We start from the raw sequence: 26,012 nt of genomic DNA, 5'->3' as shown, positions 1-26,012 counted from the left end.
TTAAATAACACCAATTGGTGTTATTTAATCAGGTGTTCATTTTAACTAATCTATTTTGTGCAAACTAAACTTGCTGTAAAACCAAGCTCATTGAGTTTTGATGCCGTTTGTTCATCATCACAAATAATTTCAAGGGATGACCATTCACGACGCTCTTGATAATTTTTGCGCAGCTTATCAAATTCACCTTTTACCCCTGCAACGGCTCTTAACACTGCATCATCTCGGCGCACATCATACACGAGATGTACTAACCTTTTGAGCTGGTTTTGCGTTAATTTACCATTGAAAGTCAATTGATTGATATCTGGCTTAGGCAGTAATGATGAAAGAGAAACTTGTGACGATTTGCCGAGAAACTGGCAGTAAGCTTCATAAACTTGCGTCGTTCCTCGGGCTTTACCTTCTAGCGTATAGCCTGCAATATGCGGCGTGCCAATATCCACTAATGCTAAAAGTGCCGTATCTAAATCAGGCTCTGGCTCCCACACATCTAAGATAACGCTCAGTTTTTTTCCGCGGTTAAGCACGGATAATAGGGCTTTATTATCAACTACCTCACCCCGACTTGCGTTAATTAAAATGGTACCATCGCGCAATTTTTCTAAATGCGTTTCATCCATTAAATGGAAAGTTTTATATTCCCCTGACATATTCAGCGGAGTATGAAAGGTAATGACATCAGCGTGCTCAAGGATATCATCAAAAGAAACGAATGACTCGTCATCCCCCTTGGCTGCACGTGGCGGATCGCAGAGTAATGTTTTGACTCCCCAAGCCGATAACCTTGCAGCTAAACGCCCTCCGACATTACCGACACCTATGATCCCTACTGTTTTATCACGCAAATCGAAGTTATCACGTTCCGCTAGTAATAATAGTGAAGAAATAACATATTCAACAACCGCTATCGCATTACAACCCGGCGCTGATGAAAAACCAATATTTGCCGCCGATAACCACTCGGTATCAATATGGTCAAAACCGGCTGTCGCGGTTCCAACGAATTTAACTGGCGTATTACCAAGCAGTGATTCATTAACCTTAGTGATAGAACGCACCATTAATGCATCTGCATCAATTAATTCTTGTTCTGGTATAGGACGTCCCGGTACTGCTTTCACTTCACCAAGCTCGCTAAATAAAGTTTGAGCATATGGCATATTCTCATCGACTAAAATTTTCACGCTGTTGTCCCAATCAATAACTTTTTTGTATTGTGTCGTTATATAGATAAGTGGAACAATATTTTGCCACGGTTTAAGCCAGATGCCTATGAGAGGTTGCCTTCTACGTCAAATTCTTTCGCTCGAAAACGGTCTGGTGTGACACCTGATATCTGCTGGAACATCGCAATAAAGGCGGATGCCGAGCTATACCCAACATCCAATGCGACTTCATGGACACTTTTCCCCTTTTCTAACCCGGCAACAGCATGTAAGTATCGCAAGCGTTGACGCCATTCACTAAACGACATACCTAATTCTTGCTGGCAGCGTCTTGATAACGTGCGTTCCGATGTATAATAGCGTTTTGCCCATTGTGCTAACGTCGTGTTATCGGCTGGGTCGCTTTGTAACTCTAATAAGATTGGGGCAAGAAATTTGTCTTTTGAAATAGGCAAATAAGTATCTTGGCAAGGGGACAATGGAAATTGGTCAATCAGCACATGAGCCAAACGTAAGTCTTGCTCTGTTTCAGGCTGAACAATACCGCGTTGGTACATATCCGTCATAATTGATTGAAATATAGGGCTAAGCTTAATCACACAAGGCCGCTGGGCAAGCACTTGGTTATATTCATGAGAAAAATCGATGATCCGAAATTTGACACTTTCTTTATTAAAGCTAGCATGGGGAATGTTCGCTGGGATCCAAATGCAAAACTCTGGCGGCGCTAGATAATGTTGACCAGCCACCTCCATTTCCATAATGCCACAGACCACATACAGCATTTGCCCAAAAGGGTGTGAATGGGATTTATACTCAGTGAGGGCCGCGGTTTGCTCGTGCCGAAAAGCCACCAATTCAGGCTCTACGATATTACATTCACTGATTTGCCAAATGTCTGATTTTAAGTTTTCCATGGTTCCTGTCTGAAAAGCGTTATCGGTTGTCTGGTTATCAGTATATATAAAAAATCGGACAGATGTATACTAGCGCCCATTCAATATGGGAGAATGTTTTAATGAAGAATCTTCTTTTTCCGCTGATTGCGGTTTTATTATGGTCAATTAATGCCATTGTTAACAAAGCGGCATCCACTGCCATTGACCCTGCGGCAATCTCATTTTACCGTTGGGCGTTGGCATTTCTAGTCATGACCCCTTTCGTATTACGTTCGGTGCTCCGAAACTTTAAAACGGTTATGAAACATTGGTGGCAACTCGCCATTTTAGGCGCGTTAGGGATGATGCTATACCAAAGTTTAGCTTATTATGCGGCTCACAGTGTAAGTGCGACCTTTATGGGAATCATGAATTCAATGATCCCATTACTAACAGTAATTATTAGTATCTTTGTGCTGCGCGTTATTCCTACTGTGGGGATTGTATTAGGCTCAATTCTTTCATTATGTGGATTAGTCTGGTTAGTGAGCCAAGGAAGCCCAAGTGCGTTATTTTCTCAAGGCTTAGGCCAAGGGGAAGCCATGATGTTGGTTGCGTCCGCTGCATACGCCCTGTACGGTGTACTGACTAAGCGTTGGTCAATCCAATTATCTAGCTGGGACTCGCTATACGTTCAGGTTTTCTTTGGCGTTATCATGCTACTCCCTAATTTCTTGCTAGCTGAAGATGTCTCTCTGAACAGCCAAAATATCGGTTTAGTGGTATTTGCGGGGATTGCCGCCTCCATTGTTGCTCCGGCATTGTGGATCCAAGGTGTTATGCGCCTTGGTGCGAATACAACCTCTATTTTTATGAACCTAGCTCCCGTTTTCACTGCCATTATCGCTATTTTCGCCTTGGGTGAAGAACTTAAAAGCTACCATTTAATCGGTGGTGGTGTGGTATTACTCGGGGTAATGTTAGCGCAACAATTACGTACACCACTGACAGAATTATTCCGCCGTGAAAAAAAGGTGGTTCAAGAAGATTCTTGCCAGTAGAATAGAATTACAAAAGCAATAAATGCAATGTCGTCACTCATATGCCCCACTTTGTGGGGCTATGTTTGAAATCCTCGCCGTCCCTTCGTTTATTTCCCTTCATATTCCTTACCATTAATACTTTGTGACATTTTAAATCCCTCTCAAATCACCTTTAATTCGCCCACCATTGATATGATTTATCGAATTACCGTTTTTCAGATAGAGGATAATCCGATTGAATCTTCTGGAATTCCAATTAGACTTAAGCAAAATCAAATACCCCTTTAGGAGTATTAACTCCACTCAATAAGCCGTGATAATGCGATAAACCTAAATGGATCGTGGCAAGTAACCACCATAATAAGGAATGACAATGACTAAGCCGTTCAAAGTTGGGTTGTTCATATTGATAATAATTGCTGTAGCCATTGGCATTTATTTCGTCAATACCACCAACTCATCCTCTCCCTCACAATTAGGCTACGACTTATATCAACAAGGTGAATCTCAAGCTGCATTTGAACAATTCCAAAAAAACGCAGATAAAGACTCACAATCCGCTTTTGCCTTAGCCATGATGTATAAAGAGGGTATTGGCACAAAAACCGATGATGTGGCAGCCCAAAACTGGCTAATTAAAGCGGCGGAAGCTAACAATAAAAATGCGTTATATAACCTTGGCTTTTTCCGTTATAAACACCTAATAGAAGACACTTCTACTGATGAAAACGGTTTAACTTCTTTAACTAAAGCGGCTGACCTCGGTGTTAAAGAAGCACAAGAAATGGTTGGGGGTATTTATTTAGCTGATAAATACGAACAAGTTCCACAAAATATCGAACTTTCTCGCCAATATTTTACGTTGGCTTCTGAACAAGGTTCAAAACTGGCAAAATTTGCTTTGGGCTATATCGCTCATGACTTTGAAAATGACAGTAAGAAAGCCGTTGAAATATTAACACCGCTTGTCAGCAACGACTTTCCCTTACCCGCGATGTTACTCGCGTCGATATATGAAGAAGGTGGTAACGGCGTACCACCAAATCCGCTGTTAGCCAAAAAATATGAACGCCTCTCTTTTTCCTCTGCATTAGAATACATTTCTGACGCAAGTGAATTAGAGCCAGGGGCTTTATCATTGTATGGTTCACAAACAGAAGAAGAAAAACAAAAAGTCATCACTGATTTAGAAGAACGGGCGAGCCGTGGTGATGAGAACGCCATCTATGCTTTGTACCAAAAATATATGACTGGCGATGGCGTGCGGAGAAATAAAAACCGTGCGATGGTTTACCTGCGACCGCTTGTGGAAGCTAAACACCCTAAGGCATTATATTTAAATTACAAAGCTGACACCGACCGTATTCAGGATTTAACTGATGCCGCTGATGGCCAATACCCTCCCGCGATGTATCAAGCCTATAACGTGTATTCTGGCCGTACATTTAGCGATGTTAAGCGAAATGACGCTTTAGCTGAAAAATATCTCACCGCTGCCGCAGATCTTGGCGACTTAAACGCACTTGTTACCATCAACGAGAGAGCAATCTCCAGTTACGATTTTCCAAACAAAAAACTGAGTGGTATTGTCGCCAAATACACTCCTATTTTAATGGAAAAATACCCGAACTCCGCAGATGCTTTAGTGGTAGCAAGTGAAGTTTATAGTGCTAAAGGTAGCCCATTATTTTCGCCAGAAAAAGCCTTCGCTGCTTTAGAAAAAGCAAATCGCATAGACCCCACTTATGATGCTCAGATGCAATTAGCGCGTTATTATATTAATGCTTTTGGTACTAAGCAGGATGTGCAGAAAGCCGCTAAATTACTCATCGACAACCTTAATGAAAACGATTACCCATCAACAGCCGATCGCTTATTAGTTCAAGTATATTATCGCTATGATATTAAAGCACTTATCGATGAAAAAACGATTGTCGATATCCTCAAAAACGATGTCATTAAACGCGAAAATTACGCCTTAGCTTATTTGTATGCTGACTATTTACTAAAAGAAGATGCAGAGAAAAATAGTGATCAGGCCTTTGATTTATATGAAAAATCAATCAAACAAAATTATAATAGCCAGGTTTATTATGCTGCTGCATTATTAAAATACCGGCCAACAGAAACCAATAAAATAGCTAACCTGATAGTCAATGTGCTCCATTCACCTCAAGCACAAGCCGAATTACTTCCAAGTCAGTTACAAATCGCTAAAGATATTTTATTAAAAACAGGTTTAAATCGCGCTGACACAAAAGCGTTATTAGTCAAAATGGCTTTATATGAAAACCATACTGAGGCTCAGAAATTAATTGAACCACTGATTAATAAAGATGCTGATATCACCTATTTATATGGGATAAACAAGCTCACTCAATTAACTAATGTTGATACCTTAAGTGATGCTGAAATAAAACCATTGTACGATTATATTTTAAAAGCTGCAGAATTGGGTAGTGCATCTGCTTATTTATATATTGCGCAAAACCTTGATGGCGTTACTTATCACAATGATAAGGCGTATTACAAATCTCGCTTCCAGCAAATTACTGGGCTTACCGCAAAAGATTTAGTTCCTCAATATAAAAAATGTGCGGCACTCAAAAATAACCGCTGCTTATATGAATTAGGGGAAATATATCAAGAAGGTAACTACGGCGAAGATGCCAATTATGATACCGCCCTTTTCTATTACAATCAGATTTCTGACCCTGATTTTAGCTTTTTAAAATCACGTAAAAGAGAAATTGAAAAAGCCAAAGCTTCATTTGCCAATATTCAACTAAAAGCGAAACAGAATGACCCTGATGCGTTACGTACGCTCGCCAATGCTTACAAATATGGTAATTATGGGCAAAAAGTCGACCAGAAAAAGTGGCTTGAATATTTAGAGAAAAGTGCAAAATTCAATCAAGAAAGTGCACTTGAAGAACTCATTGATTATTACCAACAGGATCAATATCTCAATGCAAATAAAGCAAAAATCCTAGGTTATTACGACCAATTAGCAGCGATTGGCAGTAAAGACTATACCCGTAAACTGGCACATCAGTATTTAAATGGCAGCCAGCTTGTTGAGCCTAATCGACAAAAAGCACGTGAGTATTACCTTAAAGCAGGAAGCTGGGGCAATGAATTCATCAAATATATGGATGATTATGACATTGGCATGAAAATGCTCAATGAAAGTCCTTCAGCAAAATACAAAGTGGGTCGAGCTTATTTCTATGGCCAAGGTGTCAAAGAAGATCGCCTTGAAGCGGCTAAATACCTGAAACAAGCTAGTGATGAAGGTAATGACCACGCAATCGCTCTCTATAGTGAGATGCGATATATGGGCGTGCTAAATGAAGAAAAAAACGCTTGGGTAATGGAACCTGACTGGGATGAGGCCATCGTTTATTTACGTAAACATTCGAATCCAAAACGGGTTGATGATTATATTGAAGTCTATGAAACTCTCGTTGTTCCTGCCAAAAAAGGCGATACCTCTGCTTATATTAAACTCGGGGATTGGTATAGTTCACGCGGTAGAGATCTCGCGGCGCAAGATTGGTATAAGAAAAGTATTGAAGCGGGCAACTTAGCCGCATATCAGCCGCTTGATTCGGTTACTAAGGATAACCAAGAAAAACGCCAGAATTACGTTGAAGGTGCAGCAAAAGGTGATTTGTTCTCTAAAGTTCAACTAGCCAGAACGTATTTATATGATAACAAAATTCTCTCTGGCTCTCCTGAATATGATTTAGCCATTCAATATCTACAAGAGGGTATGAAATCAGCTGATGATAAGGTTTCTAATAATGCCTTCGATGCATTGGTGGATTTGTATCGAGATGGAATTAAAGATAAAAAAAGAGAGCTTAATCGCCCTAAAGACGAACAAAAATATTTAGCGCTGCTGCTAAGTGAAGAAAACACTCGTACCAAAGCTTTAATTAATCTGTATTACTATTACGTAAATAGTGATAACGCTAAAGCCTTAACTTATTTACAACAAGCTTACGATAAAGGTGATTTAGCCGCAACGGAGAAACTCTATCAAATCTACTATCCTGGCCAATATTGTGGAAACAGCGATAATGTGGATATGGATAAAGCAAGCCGGTATTTGAAGGAATGGATTGAAAAAAGCAATTTCCAGAAAAATACCGACAAACACTATATTCATTATCCAGAAAGTCTTTCCAAAGAGATGGGAACCCTCTATTTAAAAGGCGATTGTGATATTGATAAAAATATTAACAAAGCCATCGAATGGTATCAAATTTCGTTAAATTACCACCCAACTCACGCACTTGATGCAATTTATCAGGCTTATGTAGAAAAAGGCGATGCCAAGCAAGCCTATTACTATGCATTACAACTTGATAAAAAACCAAGTTCTATTGAGCTAATGGATACACTTTCAGCCCAAGATAAACAAGCAATTGAAAAACAAGTTGCCGATGAAAAAGCCTATGAGAAATATGGTCGTTTCGCCGAGCAAATTGAAAAGCAGCGCATCGAAGCTGAGGCAGGCGACAAAATGTCAGCCTTCTCATTAGGTATCGCTTATGCACGTGGTGAACGAGTGCCTGAAGATACCCAAAAGATGATCTATTATTATGAATTAGCAGGGAAAAATGGCTATCCTCGCGCTTATAATATTTTAGGTAATCTTTATCGTAAAGATAATGAGCGCGGCATAGAAAAAGACTTCCCGAAAGCGCTTTATTATTTTAATTTAGGCGCACAACAAAATGACAGTAACACCGCTCATTTAGCCGGGGATATGCTCTATTTTGGCCAAGGTGTGCCAAAAGATTATGTCCGCGCAGCAAAATATTACGATATGACAGACCTCGAACAAGGTACTCACCATGCGATGGCAAAATACAAACTTGCTTATATGTATTATAACGGCTGGGTCGGTACCAAAAGTAAAGACGATATCCAAAAAGCCCATGATTACCTTGAACTTGGCGCAAAATACCAAGACAAAGACTCAATTAACGCACTAAAAGAGTGGGATTTTAGTCTAATTAACCAATAATTGAATTATAAAGGCGCTAACTTCCTTTAGCGCCTTAACCTATCTACAATTATCATTTTTATATCTAAATAAAACAATATCATTCCCTCCACTTATGAGATTGCTAAAAATTTCATTGCTAATAATTTAAATTATACTAATCGCATTTTTATATAAAATAAAAATTAGTCTACTTCTTATTGTTAGATTATATTTTATTGGCATCTGTATATATGCAAATTTCAATAACCATTAACACGGAGTGTTTACTATGAGTTCTACATTTAATAAAAATCAGATATCGCTGGCAAATATAGATAGTAAAAATATATTTAAGGAAATAGACTATTCAACAATCTTATCAGTTAGTAAAAAACCACCGACAAATACCATTTACTTAGAAAAGACATATCAAAGTGTTAGCGATAATCTAGACAAAAATAGTACAGCCATTTGTCATTTACTTGCTAAAATTGATAAATTAAAACATAAATTTAAGATAGAAGGATCTGATGAATTGTCTGATTTAAATCAGATTGAATCTATGCTTCACGAACAAGACAAAAATCAAGAAAAAAATTTCGAAAAATTACAAGAATTACATAGTAAACATACAAATAAGCAAGGCTATTATACGATCCCTGAAAATTCAGAATCTATTCTTTTCAATAAATCCAATTTAGTTAATGAATATAACGCTGATTTATTCAGTTTTATGCTTGGTTTACGACATAATAAGAAAGGCCATTTTGTTTCACCTAGTGTAATTTCATATCAAAAAAACCCTATTATTCTAAACACGATAAGAGTCGATCTTAATAAAATTAACGAATGCCTTAAGAATAGTTATGATTTATCCCAAGAATACCTATATAAAACAGTCGAGAATATGGAGATTAGAGTTAATCATATGCAAAGAACATTAGGATTAGATTCAAATATAACCAATTTATACATAAATGCTAAGAAAAGTCAAAATAATATAGAACAGCTACTAAGAGAACTTAACAGCAATAGCTTAATGCATTTCAACAGCAATAATACCGTCGATGACTTAATGAAACACACGACAGAGTTAAATACTCAATATACAAAAATTAAAGATTTGCATAACGTTTTTGACCAAATCAAAAGTTCTGAATACTTAGATGGCATTCATATCCTATTTAAACAATATAAAGACACTCAAATTAACTATCAGGAGAGCGACTACCAAAACAATAAAGAATTTAAATTATTAACTGAATTAAACCAGTCAATTAGTAACTTACAAAAAATAAAAATTAATGCTCAAAAAACATTGGATAATAACATACTCCCGATTGATAAATTATTAGAACTTACTCCTGATAGACAACATAAATACCAAAAAGGCATTGATAATAAATTAGAAAAATTATTCAATAAACTTGAAGCGCGTATCAATGTAGAAATAAAAAAAGAAGCGGGTTTATATTACGACCAGTCTACATATTTAATTAATCGTTCCCAGTTAGAAAAAGACATATTGAGTGTAAAAGAAGATTTAGCCAATTATATTATTGAAAATAGGACATTAGCTCAAGAGAAAAAAACTCATGATAACATTGAAGAATTAACAACTCAGTTTCATGATGAATTCCTTAGAGCAAAAACACTCCAAAAGTTTGTTAATTTAGAATTAAACAATCACCTTCACCAATTTAATCCTCCAAGTAAAATAGTCTCTTATACTAATAACTTTGGTGATAAAAAAAATAACATATATATGCTAGCAGTAGAAAAAAAACTATTAAAAAATGAATTAAATAATTTAATTTCTAACATTCATATAAAGATCCCTTTAAAATCAACTTCGTCTGCTGTTGGTGAAGATGCATATTATCAAACAGTTAAAGGAAAAATGTATACATTATTAGACTTAACTGAACAGTTAGGGAGTTTAACTAAAATGTACAGTTCAAAAGAACACTCAGAGATACTAGAATATATCAATGATATTCATTCTTTAGAAAAACAAATTGTCCAGACAGAAAAAGAGATTTCTCAATATATTTATACTCATTCAGAAAATAAAGACAAAAAATCAATTTCTTCAGAAATAACACCATTAATTATTGAAATCATGAATAAAAAATCAAAAATAATGTCAATTGAAACTCGCATTAACGAGGGAGCTGATGAAGTCAATTTCACTGATGGTAATGGAAATAATAAAGACTTTGAATCCTTATTATCATCTATCATGGCTGAATTTCCACAAGACACAATAATTAGCGATGTATACGACCAACCATTGCATAACAAATCAATGCCTGTATTTATCCCATTACGGGATTAACACGTATTTTTATTTTCACTAGATTTGTATTTTACTATTATTGAAACCACCTACTGAATTAGGTGGTTTCTGTTATCATGGCGCTTGGCTGGCTTTAAATGCGATTCTAACCAATAATCCATTAAGTAATTTACTTTTTAATAATTGAGGTTCAGAACCATGATAGCTAGCAATATTTCAAATGATATCAACAATACTTCCATACCAAATAAAAATTAGTCACCTCATTTTAAGTAGGTTATATTAATTAACTACGACCACAGTAATGAAACATTTAAAAATTATTAACATGGAGTGTTTACTATGATTTCAAATTTAACCCTAAATACGAACCAAGAGTTACAACAAAGTGAAAACAATATCAATATATCTGAGGTTTTACGTGAGAAAGAATATCTAACCGCAGTAAGAGATGACTTTATTTCTAACGTATATAATTATGTCCCATTAAAATCTGTCACATCTAATGTCAGCGAGGAAACCTATTGTCAAACGATTAAAGATGCATTGCTAGATATCACTAATCAACGCTTACAATTAAACAAAATACAAAAATTGAAATCAGAATCTGTTGATACTACATATTTACAAGAAGAAAAACTTGCTAGTGCAAAAAATGATCTAGTGACATACATTCAAGAGCACTCAGAAAATAAAGATTCAAATTTGATTTCCCAAGACATATCGGCTTTGCTTGATGAAATATACAACACAAATTTAAAAATAGAATCAATCGAGACATTTATTAATGAAGTAAAAAATGACACAGCGCTAGCTATAGCTAATATATTTCTTAATGAAGACAATAAGTTAGATTCAGAATCATTATTATCATCCTCAATAGCAAGCCTCGAACAAAACACAATAACCTGTGATTTTAAACACGAACCTTCAAATAACACGCTATCACAGATATTAATATCAATGTGAAACTAAACGTATCTAGCTTTTACTGCGTTTAGACTTTGTTACCAGAGAAACGCCTTAGTAAGGGCGTTTTTCTTACCACGGCGCTTGGCTGGCTTTAAATGCGATTCTAACCAATAATCCATTAAGTAATTTACTTTTTAATAATTGAGGTTCAGAACCATGATAGCTAGCAATATCTTTCACAAGCGCCAGCCCAAGGCCAGCGCCTTCCTTACCTAACGCATTATTTAAACGAGTAAAGGCTTCCATAGAACGGTTAATTTTCGCATCTGGGATCCCAGGACCAGAGTCTTCAACCTCTAAGACCCAATGAAGATGGTCATCACTGCTGACCACTCGAACGGTGACCACCCCATTTGCAGGCGTGTATTTAATCGCATTATCAATTAAATTTGCACACATCTCAGCTAATAAGATAGGCTCGCCTTTAATCCATGCCGTTTCCGCACCTTCATAACCTAAGTCAATATTTTGGCTTTCAGCTTGAGATAGCCGAGTAAAACACGCTTGGTGAACAATTTCCACTAGATTTATGGCTCGATACTGCGTAATCGATTCTTTTTCATGGGCTTTTAACCGCGATAGCTGCAAAAGCCTATCCGTCAAAATGATCGTATCATCGAGGGTTTTATCAATAGCTTGTAAACTTTGTTGCCGTTGACTTTCGTCTGCACTATTAATGGCAACCGAAACTTGGGTTTTTAGTACGGTTAGAGGTGTTTTTAATTGATGAGATGCATCTGCACTAAAGCGTTCTTGTCGTCTAACCATCCGCTTTAGGCGAGAAATATAACGGTTTAATGCATCAATTAATGGCGATAAATCCGACCACGGCAGTAAATCTGGCAAGGGTGTTAAATCATTGGCAGAACGGCCTAACATTAAGTGAGATAATCTTTTCAACGGTGCCAGCAGCTTACTAAGTAGAATATAGGCAAGCACCATGGTTAAAAGTACCACGGTACCTTGACTCATCAAGGCAGAAATTAATAATTGATTAGCGAAATCTTGCCGCGAATAGACCGTTTCCGCAACACGAATTTCAACCATCCCAGTGATGCCACCTTCATTAATCGGTTGATAAAACGCAGCAATACGAATAGGTAAACCTTTATACTGTGCATCATAAAAATAAACTAGCGCAGTATAGTGCTGTGAACGCATCCAATAAGGGGGAATTGGCGGTAAGTCGTCATAACCAGAGATAGTTTCACCGTCAGGAGAGATAACTTGATAAAAAATTCGGTCATTATTATTTAGTTCGAAACTATCGAGCACCACATAAGGCACATTCACCGAGAGATGCCCATCTACCACTTGTAAGCGTTCTGCAACTGTTCGAGCTGAAGCTAGTAACGTTCGATCATAGGCTAAATTTGCAGCATTTTTTGCACTGTAATAGTGGGTATAAACCGAAAAACTCCCCAACAAAATGAGGGGGATACCGAAAAAGAGCAGTAACTGATGAAAGAGAGAGCGTGGATGAGCGACTAATTTCATACACTACACTGCTCTAATCGGTATCCCAATCCGCGTAAGGTATTGATGTTAACATCCGAACCGGCAAGTTTTTTTCTTACACGGTGAACATATAACTCAATACTTTGTAAATTGGCTTCATCTGACAGCGAAAATACCTGTTCAAATAATTGCATTTTAGAAACAGGTCGACCTCGTCGATGAAATAGGGTGTTTAACACCGCATATTCCCTTGGTGTTAAGCCTAACGGCTCTTCGCCTAATAAAAAATAACCGTCCTCATGGTAACTAAGTAAACCAAACTGTTGTGACTCATTAACTTGCCCTTGGCTACGCCGTAATAAAGCACGAAGACGCGCTTCTAATTCCGCAATATCGAAAGGTTTCGTCAGGTAGTCATCAGCCCCTGCATTTAGCCCTTGTACACGGTCGGCTACATCTGAATTCGCCGTTAGTAACAAGACGGGGGTTTCTTGATGCCGTTTGCGCATTTGCGCCAATACCTCAAGCCCACTCATTCTCGGAAGTGATACATCTAACACGACTAATTCATAGCGTTCAGTTTGTAATAGCTGGTCTGCTATCGCACCATCACTAGCAAGGTCAACCGCAAACCCAGATGACGATAAGGCCTTCTGTAACCATAATGACAACTCGTCATGATCTTCAACCAATAAAATTCTCATTCCGCATACTCATTATAATTATTTATCAGTATACGTTGGCATTCCATTGAATGAATGGAAAGCAAATGTGCACATTTTTACTGTGTCCATCACAACTATTGCTAACAAACACTATTAACGTGATTAATTTAACATTAAATTAACATAACAAAAAAGTAAAAATACAAAACAATCTGATATATATCACATAAAAATAATAATATTTGTTAATGAAAGGTAAATGAAAGCTTCATCGGGCGATGATGCCATACCAGCACAACAAGCAGTAATAATATATACCTCTAATTATTGTCTTAGTAAGGAAAAATAATGAAAAAATTCACCCAGACGGCCTTAGCAACAGCAATATTTTTAGTTGGCATCAATCAAGCAAACGCCCTACCCGAACGTACAGAATGTATTGCCCCCGCCAAACCTGGAGGCGGTTTTGATTTAACCTGTAAATTAGTACAAGTGTCTCTTCTTGAAACTAAAGAAATTGAAAAACCAATGCGAGTGACCTATATGCCAGGCGGTATTGGTGCCGTTGCTTATAACGCTATTGTCGCACAACGCCCTGCGGAACCCGGCACCATTGTTGCTTTCTCAGGAGGTTCCTTACTCAATCTCGCGCAAGGTAAATTTGGCCGCTATAACGAAAATGACGTGCGCTGGCTCGCCAGTGTGGGGAGTGACTACGGTATGATAGCCGTACGTGCAGACTCACCTTATAAAACACTTAAAGATTTAATGGATACCTTCAAAAAAGATCCTAACAGCATCGTATTTGGTGCGGGAGGGTCTATTGGCAGCCAAGATTGGATGAAAACGGCCTTATTAGCCAAAGCCATTGATATCGACCCACGAAAAATGCGTTATGTGGCCTTTGAAGGCGGCGGTGAAACCTTAACTGCATTACTGGGCAACCATATTCAAGTCCTTTCAGGGGATATCAGTGAAATGACGCCATATATCAATGAAGGTAAAATTCGTATCCTTGCTGTTTACTCAGACAAGCGCCTTGGTGATGGTTTATCAGATATTCCAACAGCAAAAGAACAAGGGTATGACATTGTATGGCCAATCATTCGTGGTTTCTATATGGGGCCGAAAGTCTCCGATGCTGACTATAACCAATGGGTCGAAGCCTTCCAAAAACTGCAACAAACCGACGAATTCAAAAAACAACGTGAACTGCGTGGTTTATTTGAATACAACTTAACCGGGCAAGAACTCGATAGCTATGTCAAAAAAGAAATCGAGCAATATCGTGAACAAGCCCGTGCCTTCGGTTTAGCTAAATAACGGAGTGAACGATGAGCCAACGCATATTTGCCATAGTTTGGCTAATACTGTGTGCTATCGGAATTTATATTGGTTGGGGGATCCAAAGTGAATTTAGTTATGAACCACTGGGCCCCCGCCCTTTTCCGGTTGTCATACTCTCCTTAATGGCGCTTTGTGCCCTTGCCTTATTATTTGGCAAGCAAGAAGCCGTTGAGTGGCCAAAACCCTATGTATTACGTCGTTTAGTTTTATTAGTTGTTGCACTTGTTATTTATGCATGGGCTTTTGAATGGTTAGGGTTCCCGATTGCAACCAGCTTACTCACCATCAGTATCGCCCTGCTATTTGGTGCGACACCTATCGCCGCGATTATTTCGGGCCCGGTCTTAGGTATCTTTTTGTTCTATGCCTTTGATAAATGGCTAGATGTAACCTTGCCTATTGGCAGCCTGCTAAGTTAAGGAGCGAAATCATGGAAACTTGGATGTATCTATCGCAAGGTTTTGAGGTCGCACTGGTTCCTCAAAATATCTTGATCGCCTTAATTGGCTGTTTTATCGGTACAATCGTGGGTATGCTTCCCGGCCTTGGTCCAATTAATGGTGTCGCTATTTTGCTACCATTGGCCTTTGCCCTGAAATTACCCGCCGAGTCCGCATTAATCTTACTCGCCACGGTTTATTTAGGTTGTGAATATGGCGGACGCATATCATCAATCTTACTCAATGTCCCTGGTGATGCCGCTGCCATCATGACCACCCTAGATGGTTACCCTATGGCAAAACAAGGGAAAGGCGGGGTTGCTCTCTCAATTTCCGCGGTCAGTTCATTTATTGGTTCAACGATTGCAATTGTAGGGATAATTTTATTCGCTCCCTTGCTTGCTGAATGGTCACTCGCCTTTGGGCCTGCCGAATATTTCGCCTTAATGGTTTTTGCTATCGCCTGTTTAGGTAGCATGATGAGCCAAAACCCAATCAAATCACTATTGGCTGCATTAATTGGTTTATCACTCGCCACTGTGGGAGTGGATGCCAACTCTGGGGAATATCGTTTTACGTTTGATAGCGTACATTTATCGGATGGCGTGCAGTTTATCGTCGTGGTTATTGGTTTATTTTCTGTTAGTGAAATTTTATTGATGCTCGAAGGCACTGCCACAGGCCAAGGGCTGATCCGTAAAACGGGCAGAATGCTATTCAATCGCAAAGAAGCCAAAGCATGTGCTGGCCCTGCTTTACGCTCTTCATTCATCGGTTTCTTTGTTGGCGTTTTGCCGGGAGCGGGAGCCACCATCGCCAGTGCTATCACCTACATGACTGAAAAGAAAATCAGTGGTGAAAAAGGCGACTTTGGTAATGGTGATGTGCGTGGTGTTGCCGCACCAGAAGCGGCCAATAATGCCTCTGCGTGTGGCTCATTTATCCCTATGTTAACCCTTGGCGTTCCAGGTTCGGGGACAACAGCAGTAATGATGGGCGCACTAACGCTCTATAATATCACCCCAGGCCCAGGTATGTTTACAGAGCAGCCGGATATTGTTTGGGGATTAATTGCCGCTCTGTTGATTGCTAACGTGGTTTTGCTCATCATGAATATTCCATTAATTGGCTTATTCACTCGCATGTTAACGGTTCCGTTATGGTTTTTAGTCCCTGCTATTGCTTGCATTTCTGCTGTCGGGGTATATGCCGTTCATAGTACGACATTTGATTTATTACTCATGATGGGGTTAGGCGTATTTGGGTTTATATTACGTAAAATGAACTTCCCACTTTCACCATTAATTTTAGGGTTTGTACTGGGTGAAATGTTAGAGCAAAACTTACGCCGTTCATTATCTATCAGTAACGGTAGTTTCGATATTCTTTGGAGCAGTACGATTTCTCAAAGCTTATTAGTTCTAGCGGTATTAGTGCTAATTTTGCCACCGATTATAAAGCGTATTCGTAAACGTAAACAATCCACTGTCTCATCGTAATTACGTGTTCATACAATCTCTGTAGAACTTTGCCTCAGTGTATTTGGGGCATTTTTTTATTAGTCAGTAGAAAATTTGAAATAACCAAGTAAAACCACACTGTTATCATGAGTTCCTTCGCCATAATAGACATTCTTTGATGGTGAACTAGTGGTAGTACTTGGCCGCTTTGGGGCATTTCTATGTAGTGGAAATGGATTTTCAATATTATGTATTTTACTAATCATTTTACTAAATTTACTGCGGATACAACGAGATAATGCCGCACCTAAAATTTTGAAGTCCTGTTTCCAAATAGCCGCATGAAACCTTGTTACACTCATATGATTTCCTCTAATCAGCTAAACATTGAGTCAATAGCATGTCACTATTTTGGGCAGAAAAATTTAATAAAATGACTAATACTCATTCAATCATTAATAAACCACGGATTCAGATAATGACGATGTATTGAATAACCTCAATCAATTATCTTAGCCATCTCATTTATTAAAACATAAAACACAATGTTCGATAGATTACTTTTTGTCCTTTTTAATATCCAGCCAAAACCGTTAGCATATACTCGCACTATTGATGTCCATAGTGACTGTTACACAATCCATAGTCAGAAACCTGTCACTATCACGGAAAAAGACAGTGGTTATATCCAAATAAAAGCATTGGGTAAAATGCATATTTTTTGTGGGGAAATGTTGCTTATCAGCGTAAAGAAAAATACCACACTGGTGACTATTGGCTGGTCGAAAGATAAAAGCCAAATATTTGAAGTGCGTAAAAATGTGAAAGAAACTGCATATCGAGTGAATTCAAATAATTCGAGTTCAAGCTACACGCCCCCTTATTATGACAGCTCATCCAGTGATAATAATCACCGCTCAAGCAACCATTATTGTTCTAATGATAATTCAAGTTCAGATTGCTCATCGTCCGATTCAGGAGGCGGGGACGGCGGAAGTAGTGATTAAAAAAAACGAGAACCGAAGTTCTCGCTTATTTAATACGTTAGCCTAATACAAATTATGCTTTGTATTTGCTCATCACTAATGTGGCGTTAGTTCCACCGAAACCGAAACTGTTAGACATGACTGTTTCCAGCGCTTGTTCGGTTGGCTTAGTCACGATATTCAAGCCCGCAGCTTTCTCATCTAGGTTTTCGACGTTAATACTTGGCGCAATAAAGCCGTGTTCTAACATCAGTAAGCTATAAATTGCTTCGTGAACACCCGCAGCACCTAATGAGTGACCACTCATTGCTTTCGTTGCTGAAATTGCTGGAGAGTTGCTACCAAACACTTCTTGAATCGCTTCTAACTCTTTCGTGTCACCCACTGGCGTTGAGGTACCATGTGTATTGATGTAATCAATTTTATCAACACCTTGCATCGCCATTTGCATACAGCGAACCGCACCTTCACCTGATGGAGCAACCATGTCTGCACCGTCAGAGGTCGCACCATAGCCGACAATTTCAGCGTAGATATGTGCACCACGCGCTAACGCATGTTCTAATTCCTCGACAACAACGATACCACCACCACCTGCGATAACGAAACCATCACGGTCTTTATCGTAAGTTCTTGATGCTTTGTCTGGCGTCTCATTATATTTAGTCGACAATGCGCCCATCGCGTCAAACTCACAGGTCATTTCCCAGCTCAGTTCTTCACCGCCACCAGCAAAAACAACATCTTGCTTGCCTAATTGAATTAACTCAACCGCATGGCCAATACAGTGCGCTGATGTTGAACAAGCAGAACTGATGGAGTAGTTCACACCTTTGATTTTAAATGGCGTTGCTAAACAAGCAGAAATACCTGATGCCATTGCACGAGTCACCATGTATGGGCCCACACCACGTAAACCTTTAGCACGCATACCGTCAGAACCAGCAACTTGGTTACGTGGAGAACCACCACCAGAGCCAACAACGATACCTGTACGTAAATTTGAAACTTGTTCTTCTGTTAAACCTGAATCCGCAATCGCTTGTTCCATCGATAAATAAGCATAGGCGGAGCAATCACTCATAAAACGGAAAATTTTACGGTCGATTAAATCTTTTGGGTCTAAATTTTTAACATTACCCCAGACATGGCTACGCAGCCCTGCCTCTTTGAATTCTTCTGAGAAAGTGATCCCGGAACGACCTTCCTTCAGAGAAGCCAGTACTTCTTCCTGGTTATTACCAAGGCTGGAAACAATACCTAGACCAGTGATGACTGCACGCTTCATTCGTTACCTCATGTCTATAATTATATGATTGCGGGATTACAGGTTGTCACTTTAGCTTACACTTGTACGCTGAACAAGTCCGATCAGGGTAAATATTTGTATTTTTTTCTTTATGACGCCAATAAGACTTTTTTATGACGGTAGCCTTACACCCATATCAGCGGTAAAATTTAGGAATTAAATAAAGAATGTAGGCTTATCGTGAAAAAGAACGCTGTACAAACCGCACGCCTGAGCTGGAATGACGAAGGCACCCCCATGTCTGAACAGTTTGCAGATATCTATTTTTCTAACCAAGATGGCTTAGAAGAAGCTCGCCATGTGTTTTTGCAAGGAAATCATTTTCCTGATCGCTTCGCGACGCACCCTTTCACAACCTGTGTGATTGCCGAAACTGGCTTTGGTACTGGGTTGAATTTTTTAGCATTATGGCAATCTTTTAAACAATTTAAAGCCAGAAATCCAAACGCAAAATTGCAACAATTACATTTTATTAGTTTTGAAAAATACCCATTAACACAATCTGACTTAATGACAGCCCACCAATGTTGGCCTGAACTGAGCAGCTTCTCACAATCCCTTTGTGAAAATTGGCCACAAGCCTTACCGGGTAACCAGCGGATCATGTTAGAAAATGGTAGCGTGATATTAGATTTATGGTTTGGTGATGTAAATGAGCAAATATCTTTACTAAAAAACAATTTAAACAATAAGATAGATGCTTGGTTTTTAGATGGTTTCGCTCCCTCAAAAAATCCCGAAATGTGGAGTGAACAACTGTTCACTAATATGGCAAAATTCGCCCGCCTCAATGGAACTTTTGCAACATTTACCGTGGCAGGTTCCGTTAAACGAGGCCTTCAACAAGCTGGCTTTACCCTTAAAAAAGCCAAAGGCTTTGGTAACAAACGAGAAATGTTAACTGGGGTCTTAGCTGAAAAAGAAATTGATATCCCAACGCCTTGGTTTGCCAGAAAAAGCGCAGATAACCCAACTGATGTCGCTATCATTGGTGGTGGGCTTGCCAGTTTAACAGCGGCCTACGCCCTTCATAACCGCGGTGCTAAAGTCACCTTATACTGCCAAGATGCACAAGTTGCACAGAATGCTTCGGGCAATCGTCAAGGGGCTATTTACCCCTTACTCACCGGCAATAGCGACCCACTCGAACGCTTTTTTGTCAGCGCTTTCCCTTTTGCTTCTCGTTTTTACCATCAATTAGCGAAGCAAGGACTCTCGTTTGAAGGGCAATGGTGTGGCGTGAGCCAATTAGCCTATAACGACAAAGTGGCTCGCAAGATAGCAGGAATGCTAGGAACCGAATGGCCAGCTGATTTTGCTATTGGTAAAAGTCGTCAGCAACTGAGTGGTATTTGCGGCGTTGATGTCAACCATGATGGCATTCATTATGCGTCTGGAGGATGGCTGTGCCCTGCCCAGCTTTGTGAGAGTTTACAACAATATTTACAACAGCAGGGTATTACCTTCTGTTTTGAACATAATGTCGTTGAATTAAAACAAACAGAACAAGATTGGCAGTTATTAATTGAAACCGCACAACACAAACAGCTAACACGTGTTCACTCAACTGTCATTATTGCTAATGGGCACAAGCTGCGCCAATTTGCTCAAACCGTTAATTTACCTATTTCGCCTGTGCGAGGGCAAGTCAGCCATATTCCAACCAATCACACCCTACAACAACTGAAAAATGTTCTGTGCTTTGAAGGCTATTTAACCCCTGCCGATGCCACGGGTACACAACATTGCTTAGGTGCTAGCTACCAACGTGAACGACTTGATTTCGATTATAGTGAAGAGGAACAGCAAGGGAACCGCCAAAAGCTGGTTGATAACCTACCCGATGTAACTTGGCCTAAGGATATCGATATTTCTCAACAACGTTCACGCCAAGGTATTCGTTGTGTTATTCGCGACCATTTTCCGTTATTAGGCAATGTGCCTGATTTCGAACAACATGTGGCACTCTATCACAATTTGCCCACTCAAATTGCCAAAGAACAGCCTATTGCACTCGCTCCAGTGCACCCAAATTTATTTATTTTTGGTGCATTAGGGTCAAGAGGGTTATCAACCGCACCACTTTGCGCAGAATTGCTTGCGGCGCAAATTTTTGGGGAAGTACTCCCCCTAGACGATGAAACTCTTGCAGAACTCAACCCAAACCGTTTTTGGGTAAGGAAATTATTATTAGGTCGCCCTATTAAACTCCCTTATTAATGCATTAAGTTAATGAGATAGCCATTGCACAACGGTCTTCAGCAGCAAACCCTGCATCGACCTCAGACTGTAAAATAGCCTGTAGTTCGGTGGTTAGCTCATTATCTTCAAGAATTTTAAAACCCAAGCGTTGGTAATAAGGTGCATTCCAAGGCACATCGCGGCAAGTGGTCAATGTCACTACCGTGATATTCCGTGCCAAAGCAGCACCAAGTACCTGCTTAATCAGCTTTTTACCCAGCCCGCGTCCTTGCCATTGCTGGCAAACAGAAACCTCACAAATATGCAGGCTAGTATGATGATCTTCAGCATTGATAAAACCAATTGGTTCATCACAATCATTCACTGCTACCCACTCTAATTGCTCAGAAATAAAATCGAGGTGGTCTTGCTCCGTTTGCCCATCACCTTCAGCAAGCCATTTATATTTTTCGATACTCGTAAATGCCTGGCCTGCGGAGACTTCCACCGGAGGAAGATATTTGGCATCAAGGGGGGTTGCTAAACGAATATTCGCCATAATTTTTACTCGCAACAAAATTTAGCTAACAAAAAAGCGGGTTTCCCCGCTTTTCATGCAGAACTCAACAAATTAAATGGCGTTATTTAATAAGTTTTTCCACATATCTAAAACCAGTACTTGGTCTGGTGGTGTCAATTCGCCAGCTTTGATGGCATTTTGAATACTGACTTCGACACGTTGATATAATGCTTCAGAACTGGTTTCGTTTTCTTCTTCCAGTTCAGCCACAGCAAGGGTTAAGTGACCACGCAAATAGCCGCCAGCGAAGAGTTCATCATCGCTCGCGTGTTCAACCATATCATCAATTTTCGTTAGTATGCGTGTTTCTAAATCCGCAAGCATGCTTAATCCTTACTTAAATGTGTGTTCATTAGGCAAAAATATCTTCCGGATAAGGAAAAGCTTCTGCACAAAGAGGTGGCGTATTGTAAAACAATTGTAACGCATTAATAAAGCGTAATGGCCGTTCAGGGATGCCATTTTCTAAATAAAGCATGACTTGTGCATGAACTTTGCGCATAAACGCAATACGATCAGGCTCAAAATCCCCCTCTAAGTTGTCACAACTGACATTAAATGGAATGCCAACGGCAACACAAAACAGCCAGTCCAACGCTTGGGGCTTGATTTCCACCACTTCAAACTCACACTGTGTTTTTTCATCTCGCCCATCTGGGCAATACCAATAGCCGTAATCGACTTGCTGACGTCTTGCTTCCCCAGCAATACACCAATGTGAGATTTCATGCAGCGCACTGGTGAAAAAGCCGTGTGCAAAGACGATCCGGTGATAAGGTACTGCCTCATCTGCGGGTAAATAAATGGGTTCATCATCCCCTTTTACCAGCTTGGTGTTATATGTCACACCAAAACATTCATCAAAGATATTGATTAGATCCTGATAATTATGTGTACTCATGAATAATTTAAATCATCTTAAAATAATGAGAGAAACCAAGCTTTAATCACGTCACCATGGCTATCATGGAGTAATTTAATACTCATCAGTAACGAAATCACCACGATCATCGGCCTGATCAGTTTTTGTCCTTTGGTTAAGACCAAACGCGCACCTAAACGAGCGCCAACCATTTGGCCGATTAGCATAACAAAACCTAAGGCCCAAAGAACATGACCCCCGATAATAAAGAACACTAAAGAGCCAAAATTAGAGGCAAAATTAAGTAACTTCGCATGCGCGGTGGCTTTGGCAAGATTATAACCAAGCAACAAAACATAACCCAATGCCAAAAATGAACCGGTTCCGGGACCAAAGGCACCATCATAAAAACCCAGCGTCATCCCAATTGCCACCCCGAAGAAAGGCATACTGATACGCTGTTGGCGGTCTTGTACACCAATTGATGGCGTCAATAAAAAGTATAAGCCGACACAAATCACCAAGATGGGTAATAGCTGTTTTAAGAACGCGGTATCAATCATTTGAATGACAATCGCACCCAGCATGGCACCAATCATGGTCATAATGAACGGAAACAGTTGTGCTCGTAAATCTATGGCTTTGCGCCTAACAAAATAGAGCGTTGAAGAAAACGAACCGCCAACCGCTTGCAACTTATTGGTTGCTAAAGCTTCAACAGGTGTTATCCCCACTGATAACAGGGCTGGGATCGTTAATAACCCACCACCACCCGCGATGGAGTCAATAAACCCTGCAAACAGCGCAACAAAGAAGAGTAAAGCATAAACTTCAGGTGCAACGGCAGTTAGCCAATCCATTTTACTATCCAAAGAGAAGAAATATCATGATGTTGATGTGAATATATCGCCAGTCAGGTTTGGTGATATCACAACCTAGATGAGGTATTTTTAGGAGGCTTCATCCGAACCTTCATCATCAACAAAGCGACCTTATAGGCCGCTCTGTTGTCACTACATAAAACACAGTAAAACCGATTACTCAAAAGGTTCCATTGCTGGCGTTACATCCGCACACTGGCCACGATGACGTAAATAGTGGTCCATTAGAACAATCGCCATCATTGCTTCCGCAATCGGTACCGCGCGAATGCCTACACAAGGGTCATGACGCCCTTTGGTGATCATTTCCACTTCCTCGCCATCACGGTTTAATGTTTTACCTGAAACGGTAATACTGGATGTCGGCTTTAACGCAATATGTGCAATGATAGGCTGACTACTGCTAATACCGCCTAAAATACCGCCTGCATGGTTTGATGTGAAACCATTTCGTGTAATTTCATCACGGTTTTCGCTGCCTTTAAGCGCAATAACACCGAAGCCATCACCAATTTCCACCCCTTTCACTGCATTAATACTCATTAATGCATGAGCGAGATCGGCATCTAATCGGTCAAATACGGGCTCACCTAAGCCTGCAGGCACATGCTCTGCAATGACAGTAATTTTAGCGCCAATCGAATCACCCTCTTTCTTTAAACCGCGCAATAATTCGTCAAGAGCCTCTAATTTGCTTGGATCTGGACAGAAAAATGGGTTTTCTTCGACAATTGACCAGTCTTTAATTTCACAAGCGACGGAGCCCATTTGCGTTAAGCAGCCATGGATTTGCACACCGAGCTTTTCTTGTAAATATTTTTTCGCAATCGCGCCTGCCGCAACACGCATTGCCGTTTCACGTGCTGATGAGCGGCCACCACCACGGTAATCACGCTGGCCGTATTTTTGTTCGTAAGTGTAATCCGCATGGCCTGGCCTAAACACGTCTTTGATTGCACCATAATCTTGCGAACGCTGGTCAGTATTTTCAATCAATAAACCGATGCTGGTTCCGGTTGTTACCCCATTAAATACACCCGATAAAATCTTTACTTGGTCGGGTTCACGACGCGCAGTCGTATAACGTGATGTTCCTGGACGGCGACGGTCTAAATCTTTTTGTAAATCTGCTTCTGTTAGTGCTAAGCCTGGGGGAACCCCATCGACGATGCAACCTAATGCAACCCCGTGTGATTCCCCAAATGTGGTCACACGAAACAGCTGCCCAATTGAATTTCCTGCCATCGGAGTTTCCTATTCTAAGCCATTCTTGTTTTACCAAGAATTTTGGTTGTTAGTTATTATATCGTTGTGTCGTTATTATTGATTACATGATCTTGGAACATCACGCAACTGTTGATTAATCGATATAAAGCTCAAAATGTGCGTGGTGCTCAACAAGTTGTTCACGTGTTAACATAAACACACCATCACCGCCGTATTCGAAGTCCAGCCAAATAAATGGAATTTCAGGGTATTGTTCAATTAAATGAACCATACTGTTACCCACTTCGCACACTAACACCCCTTCTTCCGTCAGAAAACGCGGGGCATTCGCTAAAATACGGCGTACCAGTTTCAAACCATCACTTCCAGCAGCCAGTGCTAATTCAGGCTCGACACGAAACTCTTCTGGTAAATCGTCCATATCTTCCGCATCAACATACGGTGGATTCGTCACGATCAGGTCATATTTAACCTCTGGCATATCACGGAATAAGTCAGAACGAATCGGTATCACACGGTGTTCTAAACCATGATTGGCAATATTTTGTTCAGCTACCGCCAGCACATCACTTGAAATATCAACCGCATCGACTTCTGCATCAGGGAACTCATAAGCACAAGCAATCGCAATACAACCACTTCCGGTACATAAATCAAGAATGGTTTGTGGTTCATCTGCCACTAAGCCAACAAAGTGGTTATTGATTAACTCACCAATTGGCGAGCGAGGGATAAGCACACGTTCATCAACATAAAATTCATGACCACAGAACCATGAACGATTTGTCAGGTATGCAACTGGAATACGCTCATTGATACGGCGTAAAACACGCTCAATAATACGGTGACGCTCTGTTGGCGTTAAGCGGGATGTTAACAGCTCATCGGGCAGGTCTAGAGGCAAGTAAAGTGTTGGTAACACCAGTTGTAGCGCCTCATCCCATGGGTTATCTGTACCGTGGCCATAGTACACATTAGCCGCATTAAAGCGGCTCATCGTCCAACGCAAAATATCTTGAATGGTATGAAGTTCTGCAACGGCTTCATCAACGAAAATCTTTTCCAAGAAGGGGTTCTCCAGCCTGTATTTTGAAAGGGAATATATGAATAGTTAAAGTTTGCCACGAAGTGAAAGACAAATCAGCAGATTAATATAATAAAATTTGCCCAAAAAGTCTGGTTATCGCGCTTATTAATGAATGCGGTGATGTAAAAACGCCCTTTATTTTAGCTAAAGGGCGTGAGAAAAATAACAA

At 39.9% G+C, this 26,012-nt stretch carries 21 protein-coding genes; 9 read left to right on the top strand and 12 right to left on the bottom strand.

The annotated features are described in order from the left end of the window. Positions 1–50 precede the first annotated feature (50 nt). Entirely contained in the window at positions 51–1,187 is a 1,137-nt protein-coding gene (pdxB, locus tag PR834_RS19090) for a 4-phosphoerythronate dehydrogenase PdxB (protein WP_110591924.1), read from the bottom strand. 86 nt (positions 1,188–1,273) lie between these two features. Next, the gene (locus tag PR834_RS19085; protein WP_112307563.1) at positions 1,274–2,086 is read right to left on the bottom strand and encodes a helix-turn-helix transcriptional regulator; all 813 of its coding nucleotides are present in this window, start codon (positions 2,084–2,086) and stop codon (positions 1,274–1,276) included. A 101-nt stretch (positions 2,087–2,187) separates the two neighbouring features. On the opposite strand from PR834_RS19085, the gene PR834_RS19080 reads away from it, so the two are divergent. The 4 genes from PR834_RS19080 to PR834_RS19065 all read left to right on the top strand — a co-directional run bounded on the left by PR834_RS19080 (position 2,188) and on the right by PR834_RS19065 (position 11,357). Next, entirely contained in the window at positions 2,188–3,108 is a 921-nt protein-coding gene (locus tag PR834_RS19080) for a DMT family transporter (protein ID WP_110591925.1), read from the top strand. Between the two features lie 355 nt (positions 3,109–3,463). Then, positions 3,464–8,128 carry a tetratricopeptide repeat protein gene (locus tag PR834_RS19075; protein WP_272536865.1) on the top strand — a complete coding sequence of 1,555 codons (4,665 nt, stop codon included), beginning with the start codon at positions 3,464–3,466 and terminating at the stop codon, positions 8,126–8,128. Positions 8,129–8,378: 250 nt separating this feature from the next. Next, entirely contained in the window at positions 8,379–10,427 is a 2,049-nt protein-coding gene (locus tag PR834_RS19070; protein ID WP_262961053.1) for a hypothetical protein, read from the top strand. Positions 10,428–10,730: 303 nt separating this feature from the next. Then, entirely contained in the window at positions 10,731–11,357 is a 627-nt protein-coding gene (locus PR834_RS19065; RefSeq protein ID WP_094962687.1) for a hypothetical protein, read from the top strand. Between the two features lie 72 nt (positions 11,358–11,429). On the opposite strand, the gene PR834_RS19060 is transcribed toward PR834_RS19065, so the two are convergent. Beyond that, the gene (locus PR834_RS19060; protein WP_262961052.1) at positions 11,430–12,857 is read right to left on the bottom strand and encodes a sensor histidine kinase; all 1,428 of its coding nucleotides are present in this window, start codon (positions 12,855–12,857) and stop codon (positions 11,430–11,432) included. Further along, positions 12,854–13,522: a transcriptional regulator TctD gene (gene tctD, locus PR834_RS19055; protein WP_004257247.1), complete on the bottom strand. Its 669-nt coding sequence runs from the start codon at positions 13,520–13,522 to the stop codon at positions 12,854–12,856. The genes PR834_RS19060 and tctD overlap by 4 nt, the downstream gene beginning before the upstream one ends. A 309-nt stretch (positions 13,523–13,831) precedes the next feature. Here tctD and PR834_RS19050 point away from each other — a divergent pair, with 309 nt between their 5' ends. The 3 genes from PR834_RS19050 to PR834_RS19040 are packed head-to-tail and all read left to right on the top strand — an operon-like array spanning position 13,832 to position 16,769. Then, positions 13,832–14,806: a Bug family tripartite tricarboxylate transporter substrate binding protein gene (locus PR834_RS19050; protein WP_004257243.1), complete on the top strand. Its 975-nt coding sequence runs from the start codon at positions 13,832–13,834 to the stop codon at positions 14,804–14,806. 11 nt (positions 14,807–14,817) lie between these two features. Continuing rightward, complete coding sequence (locus PR834_RS19045) at positions 14,818–15,249, top strand: tripartite tricarboxylate transporter TctB family protein (RefSeq protein WP_094962691.1); 432 nt, start codon at positions 14,818–14,820, stop codon at positions 15,247–15,249. An 11-nt stretch (positions 15,250–15,260) separates the two neighbouring features. Then, positions 15,261–16,769 (top strand): tripartite tricarboxylate transporter permease, encoded by a 1,509-nt coding sequence (locus PR834_RS19040; protein WP_272536864.1) that lies wholly within the window; start codon positions 15,261–15,263, stop codon positions 16,767–16,769. Between the two features lie 59 nt (positions 16,770–16,828). On the opposite strand, the gene PR834_RS19035 is transcribed toward PR834_RS19040, so the two are convergent. Beyond that, positions 16,829–17,092: a hypothetical protein gene (locus PR834_RS19035; RefSeq protein ID WP_272536863.1), complete on the bottom strand. Its 264-nt coding sequence runs from the start codon at positions 17,090–17,092 to the stop codon at positions 16,829–16,831. Positions 17,093–17,275: 183 nt separating this feature from the next. Between PR834_RS19035 and PR834_RS19030 the strand changes: the two genes are divergently transcribed. Next, positions 17,276–17,737, top strand: coding sequence for a hypothetical protein (locus tag PR834_RS19030; RefSeq protein WP_112307559.1), 462 nt, complete (start codon positions 17,276–17,278; stop codon positions 17,735–17,737). Between the two features lie 52 nt (positions 17,738–17,789). Here the strand turns inward: PR834_RS19030 and fabB are convergent, their stop codons facing one another. Then, complete coding sequence (fabB, locus tag PR834_RS19025) at positions 17,790–19,004, bottom strand: beta-ketoacyl-ACP synthase I (protein ID WP_112307558.1); 1,215 nt, start codon at positions 19,002–19,004, stop codon at positions 17,790–17,792. Positions 19,005–19,205: 201 nt separating this feature from the next. Here fabB and mnmC point away from each other — a divergent pair, with 201 nt between their 5' ends. Further along, positions 19,206–21,245: a bifunctional tRNA (5-methylaminomethyl-2-thiouridine)(34)-methyltransferase MnmD/FAD-dependent 5-carboxymethylaminomethyl-2-thiouridine(34) oxidoreductase MnmC gene (gene mnmC, locus PR834_RS19020; protein WP_262961049.1), complete on the top strand. Its 2,040-nt coding sequence runs from the start codon at positions 19,206–19,208 to the stop codon at positions 21,243–21,245. 4 nt (positions 21,246–21,249) lie between these two features. On the opposite strand, the gene PR834_RS19015 is transcribed toward mnmC, so the two are convergent. From PR834_RS19015 to prmB, 6 genes are all read right to left on the bottom strand, one after another. Next, complete coding sequence (locus PR834_RS19015; protein ID WP_144140981.1) at positions 21,250–21,765, bottom strand: GNAT family N-acetyltransferase; 516 nt, start codon at positions 21,763–21,765, stop codon at positions 21,250–21,252. Positions 21,766–21,837: 72 nt separating this feature from the next. Next, positions 21,838–22,110 (bottom strand): YfcL family protein, encoded by a 273-nt coding sequence (locus PR834_RS19010; protein WP_004257217.1) that lies wholly within the window; start codon positions 22,108–22,110, stop codon positions 21,838–21,840. 28 nt (positions 22,111–22,138) lie between these two features. Then, entirely contained in the window at positions 22,139–22,687 is a 549-nt protein-coding gene (locus PR834_RS19005) for an elongation factor P hydroxylase (RefSeq protein WP_004257212.1), read from the bottom strand. A 17-nt stretch (positions 22,688–22,704) separates the two neighbouring features. Further along, the gene (locus PR834_RS19000) at positions 22,705–23,508 is read right to left on the bottom strand and encodes a TSUP family transporter (protein WP_004257209.1); all 804 of its coding nucleotides are present in this window, start codon (positions 23,506–23,508) and stop codon (positions 22,705–22,707) included. A gap of 177 nt (positions 23,509–23,685) precedes the next feature. Continuing rightward, the gene (gene aroC / locus PR834_RS18995; RefSeq protein WP_004257206.1) at positions 23,686–24,774 is read right to left on the bottom strand and encodes a chorismate synthase; all 1,089 of its coding nucleotides are present in this window, start codon (positions 24,772–24,774) and stop codon (positions 23,686–23,688) included. A gap of 115 nt (positions 24,775–24,889) precedes the next feature. Further along, complete coding sequence (gene prmB, locus PR834_RS18990; protein WP_004257202.1) at positions 24,890–25,822, bottom strand: 50S ribosomal protein L3 N(5)-glutamine methyltransferase; 933 nt, start codon at positions 25,820–25,822, stop codon at positions 24,890–24,892. Between the last annotated feature and the right edge of the window lie 190 nt (positions 25,823–26,012).

The sequence above is a fragment of the Providencia sp. PROV182 genome, from assembly GCF_028480325.1.
GTDB lineage: Bacteria > Pseudomonadota > Gammaproteobacteria > Enterobacterales > Enterobacteriaceae > Providencia > Providencia hangzhouensis.
Note: the sequence above shows the minus strand (reverse complement) of the source record. Positions and strands in the feature narration are given on the sequence as shown.

What these genes read in the sequence shown, in the direction of transcription:
- PR834_RS19085 (WP_112307563.1), bottom strand. Translation starts at nt 2,086, where the DNA reads ATGGAAAACTTAAAATCAGACATTTGGCAAATCAGTGAATGTAATATC.
- PR834_RS19080 (WP_110591925.1), top strand. Translation starts at nt 2,188, where the DNA reads ATGAAGAATCTTCTTTTTCCGCTGATTGCGGTTTTATTATGGTCAATT.
- PR834_RS19075 (WP_272536865.1), top strand. Translation starts at nt 3,464, where the DNA reads ATGACTAAGCCGTTCAAAGTTGGGTTGTTCATATTGATAATAATTGCT.
- PR834_RS19070 (WP_262961053.1), top strand. Translation starts at nt 8,379, where the DNA reads ATGAGTTCTACATTTAATAAAAATCAGATATCGCTGGCAAATATAGAT.
- PR834_RS19065 (WP_094962687.1), top strand. Translation starts at nt 10,731, where the DNA reads ATGATTTCAAATTTAACCCTAAATACGAACCAAGAGTTACAACAAAGT.
- PR834_RS19060 (WP_262961052.1), bottom strand. Translation starts at nt 12,857, where the DNA reads ATGAAATTAGTCGCTCATCCACGCTCTCTCTTTCATCAGTTACTGCTC.
- tctD (WP_004257247.1), bottom strand. Translation starts at nt 13,522, where the DNA reads ATGAGAATTTTATTGGTTGAAGATCATGACGAGTTGTCATTATGGTTA.
- PR834_RS19050 (WP_004257243.1), top strand. Translation starts at nt 13,832, where the DNA reads ATGAAAAAATTCACCCAGACGGCCTTAGCAACAGCAATATTTTTAGTT.
- PR834_RS19045 (WP_094962691.1), top strand. Translation starts at nt 14,818, where the DNA reads ATGAGCCAACGCATATTTGCCATAGTTTGGCTAATACTGTGTGCTATC.
- PR834_RS19040 (WP_272536864.1), top strand. Translation starts at nt 15,261, where the DNA reads ATGGAAACTTGGATGTATCTATCGCAAGGTTTTGAGGTCGCACTGGTT.
- PR834_RS19035 (WP_272536863.1), bottom strand. Translation starts at nt 17,092, where the DNA reads ATGAGTGTAACAAGGTTTCATGCGGCTATTTGGAAACAGGACTTCAAA.
- PR834_RS19030 (WP_112307559.1), top strand. Translation starts at nt 17,276, where the DNA reads ATGTTCGATAGATTACTTTTTGTCCTTTTTAATATCCAGCCAAAACCG.
- fabB (WP_112307558.1), bottom strand. Translation starts at nt 19,004, where the DNA reads ATGAAGCGTGCAGTCATCACTGGTCTAGGTATTGTTTCCAGCCTTGGT.
- PR834_RS19015 (WP_144140981.1), bottom strand. Translation starts at nt 21,765, where the DNA reads ATGGCGAATATTCGTTTAGCAACCCCCCTTGATGCCAAATATCTTCCT.
- PR834_RS19010 (WP_004257217.1), bottom strand. Translation starts at nt 22,110, where the DNA reads ATGCTTGCGGATTTAGAAACACGCATACTAACGAAAATTGATGATATG.
- PR834_RS19005 (WP_004257212.1), bottom strand. Translation starts at nt 22,687, where the DNA reads ATGAGTACACATAATTATCAGGATCTAATCAATATCTTTGATGAATGT.
- PR834_RS19000 (WP_004257209.1), bottom strand. Translation starts at nt 23,508, where the DNA reads ATGGATTGGCTAACTGCCGTTGCACCTGAAGTTTATGCTTTACTCTTC.
- aroC (WP_004257206.1), bottom strand. Translation starts at nt 24,774, where the DNA reads ATGGCAGGAAATTCAATTGGGCAGCTGTTTCGTGTGACCACATTTGGG.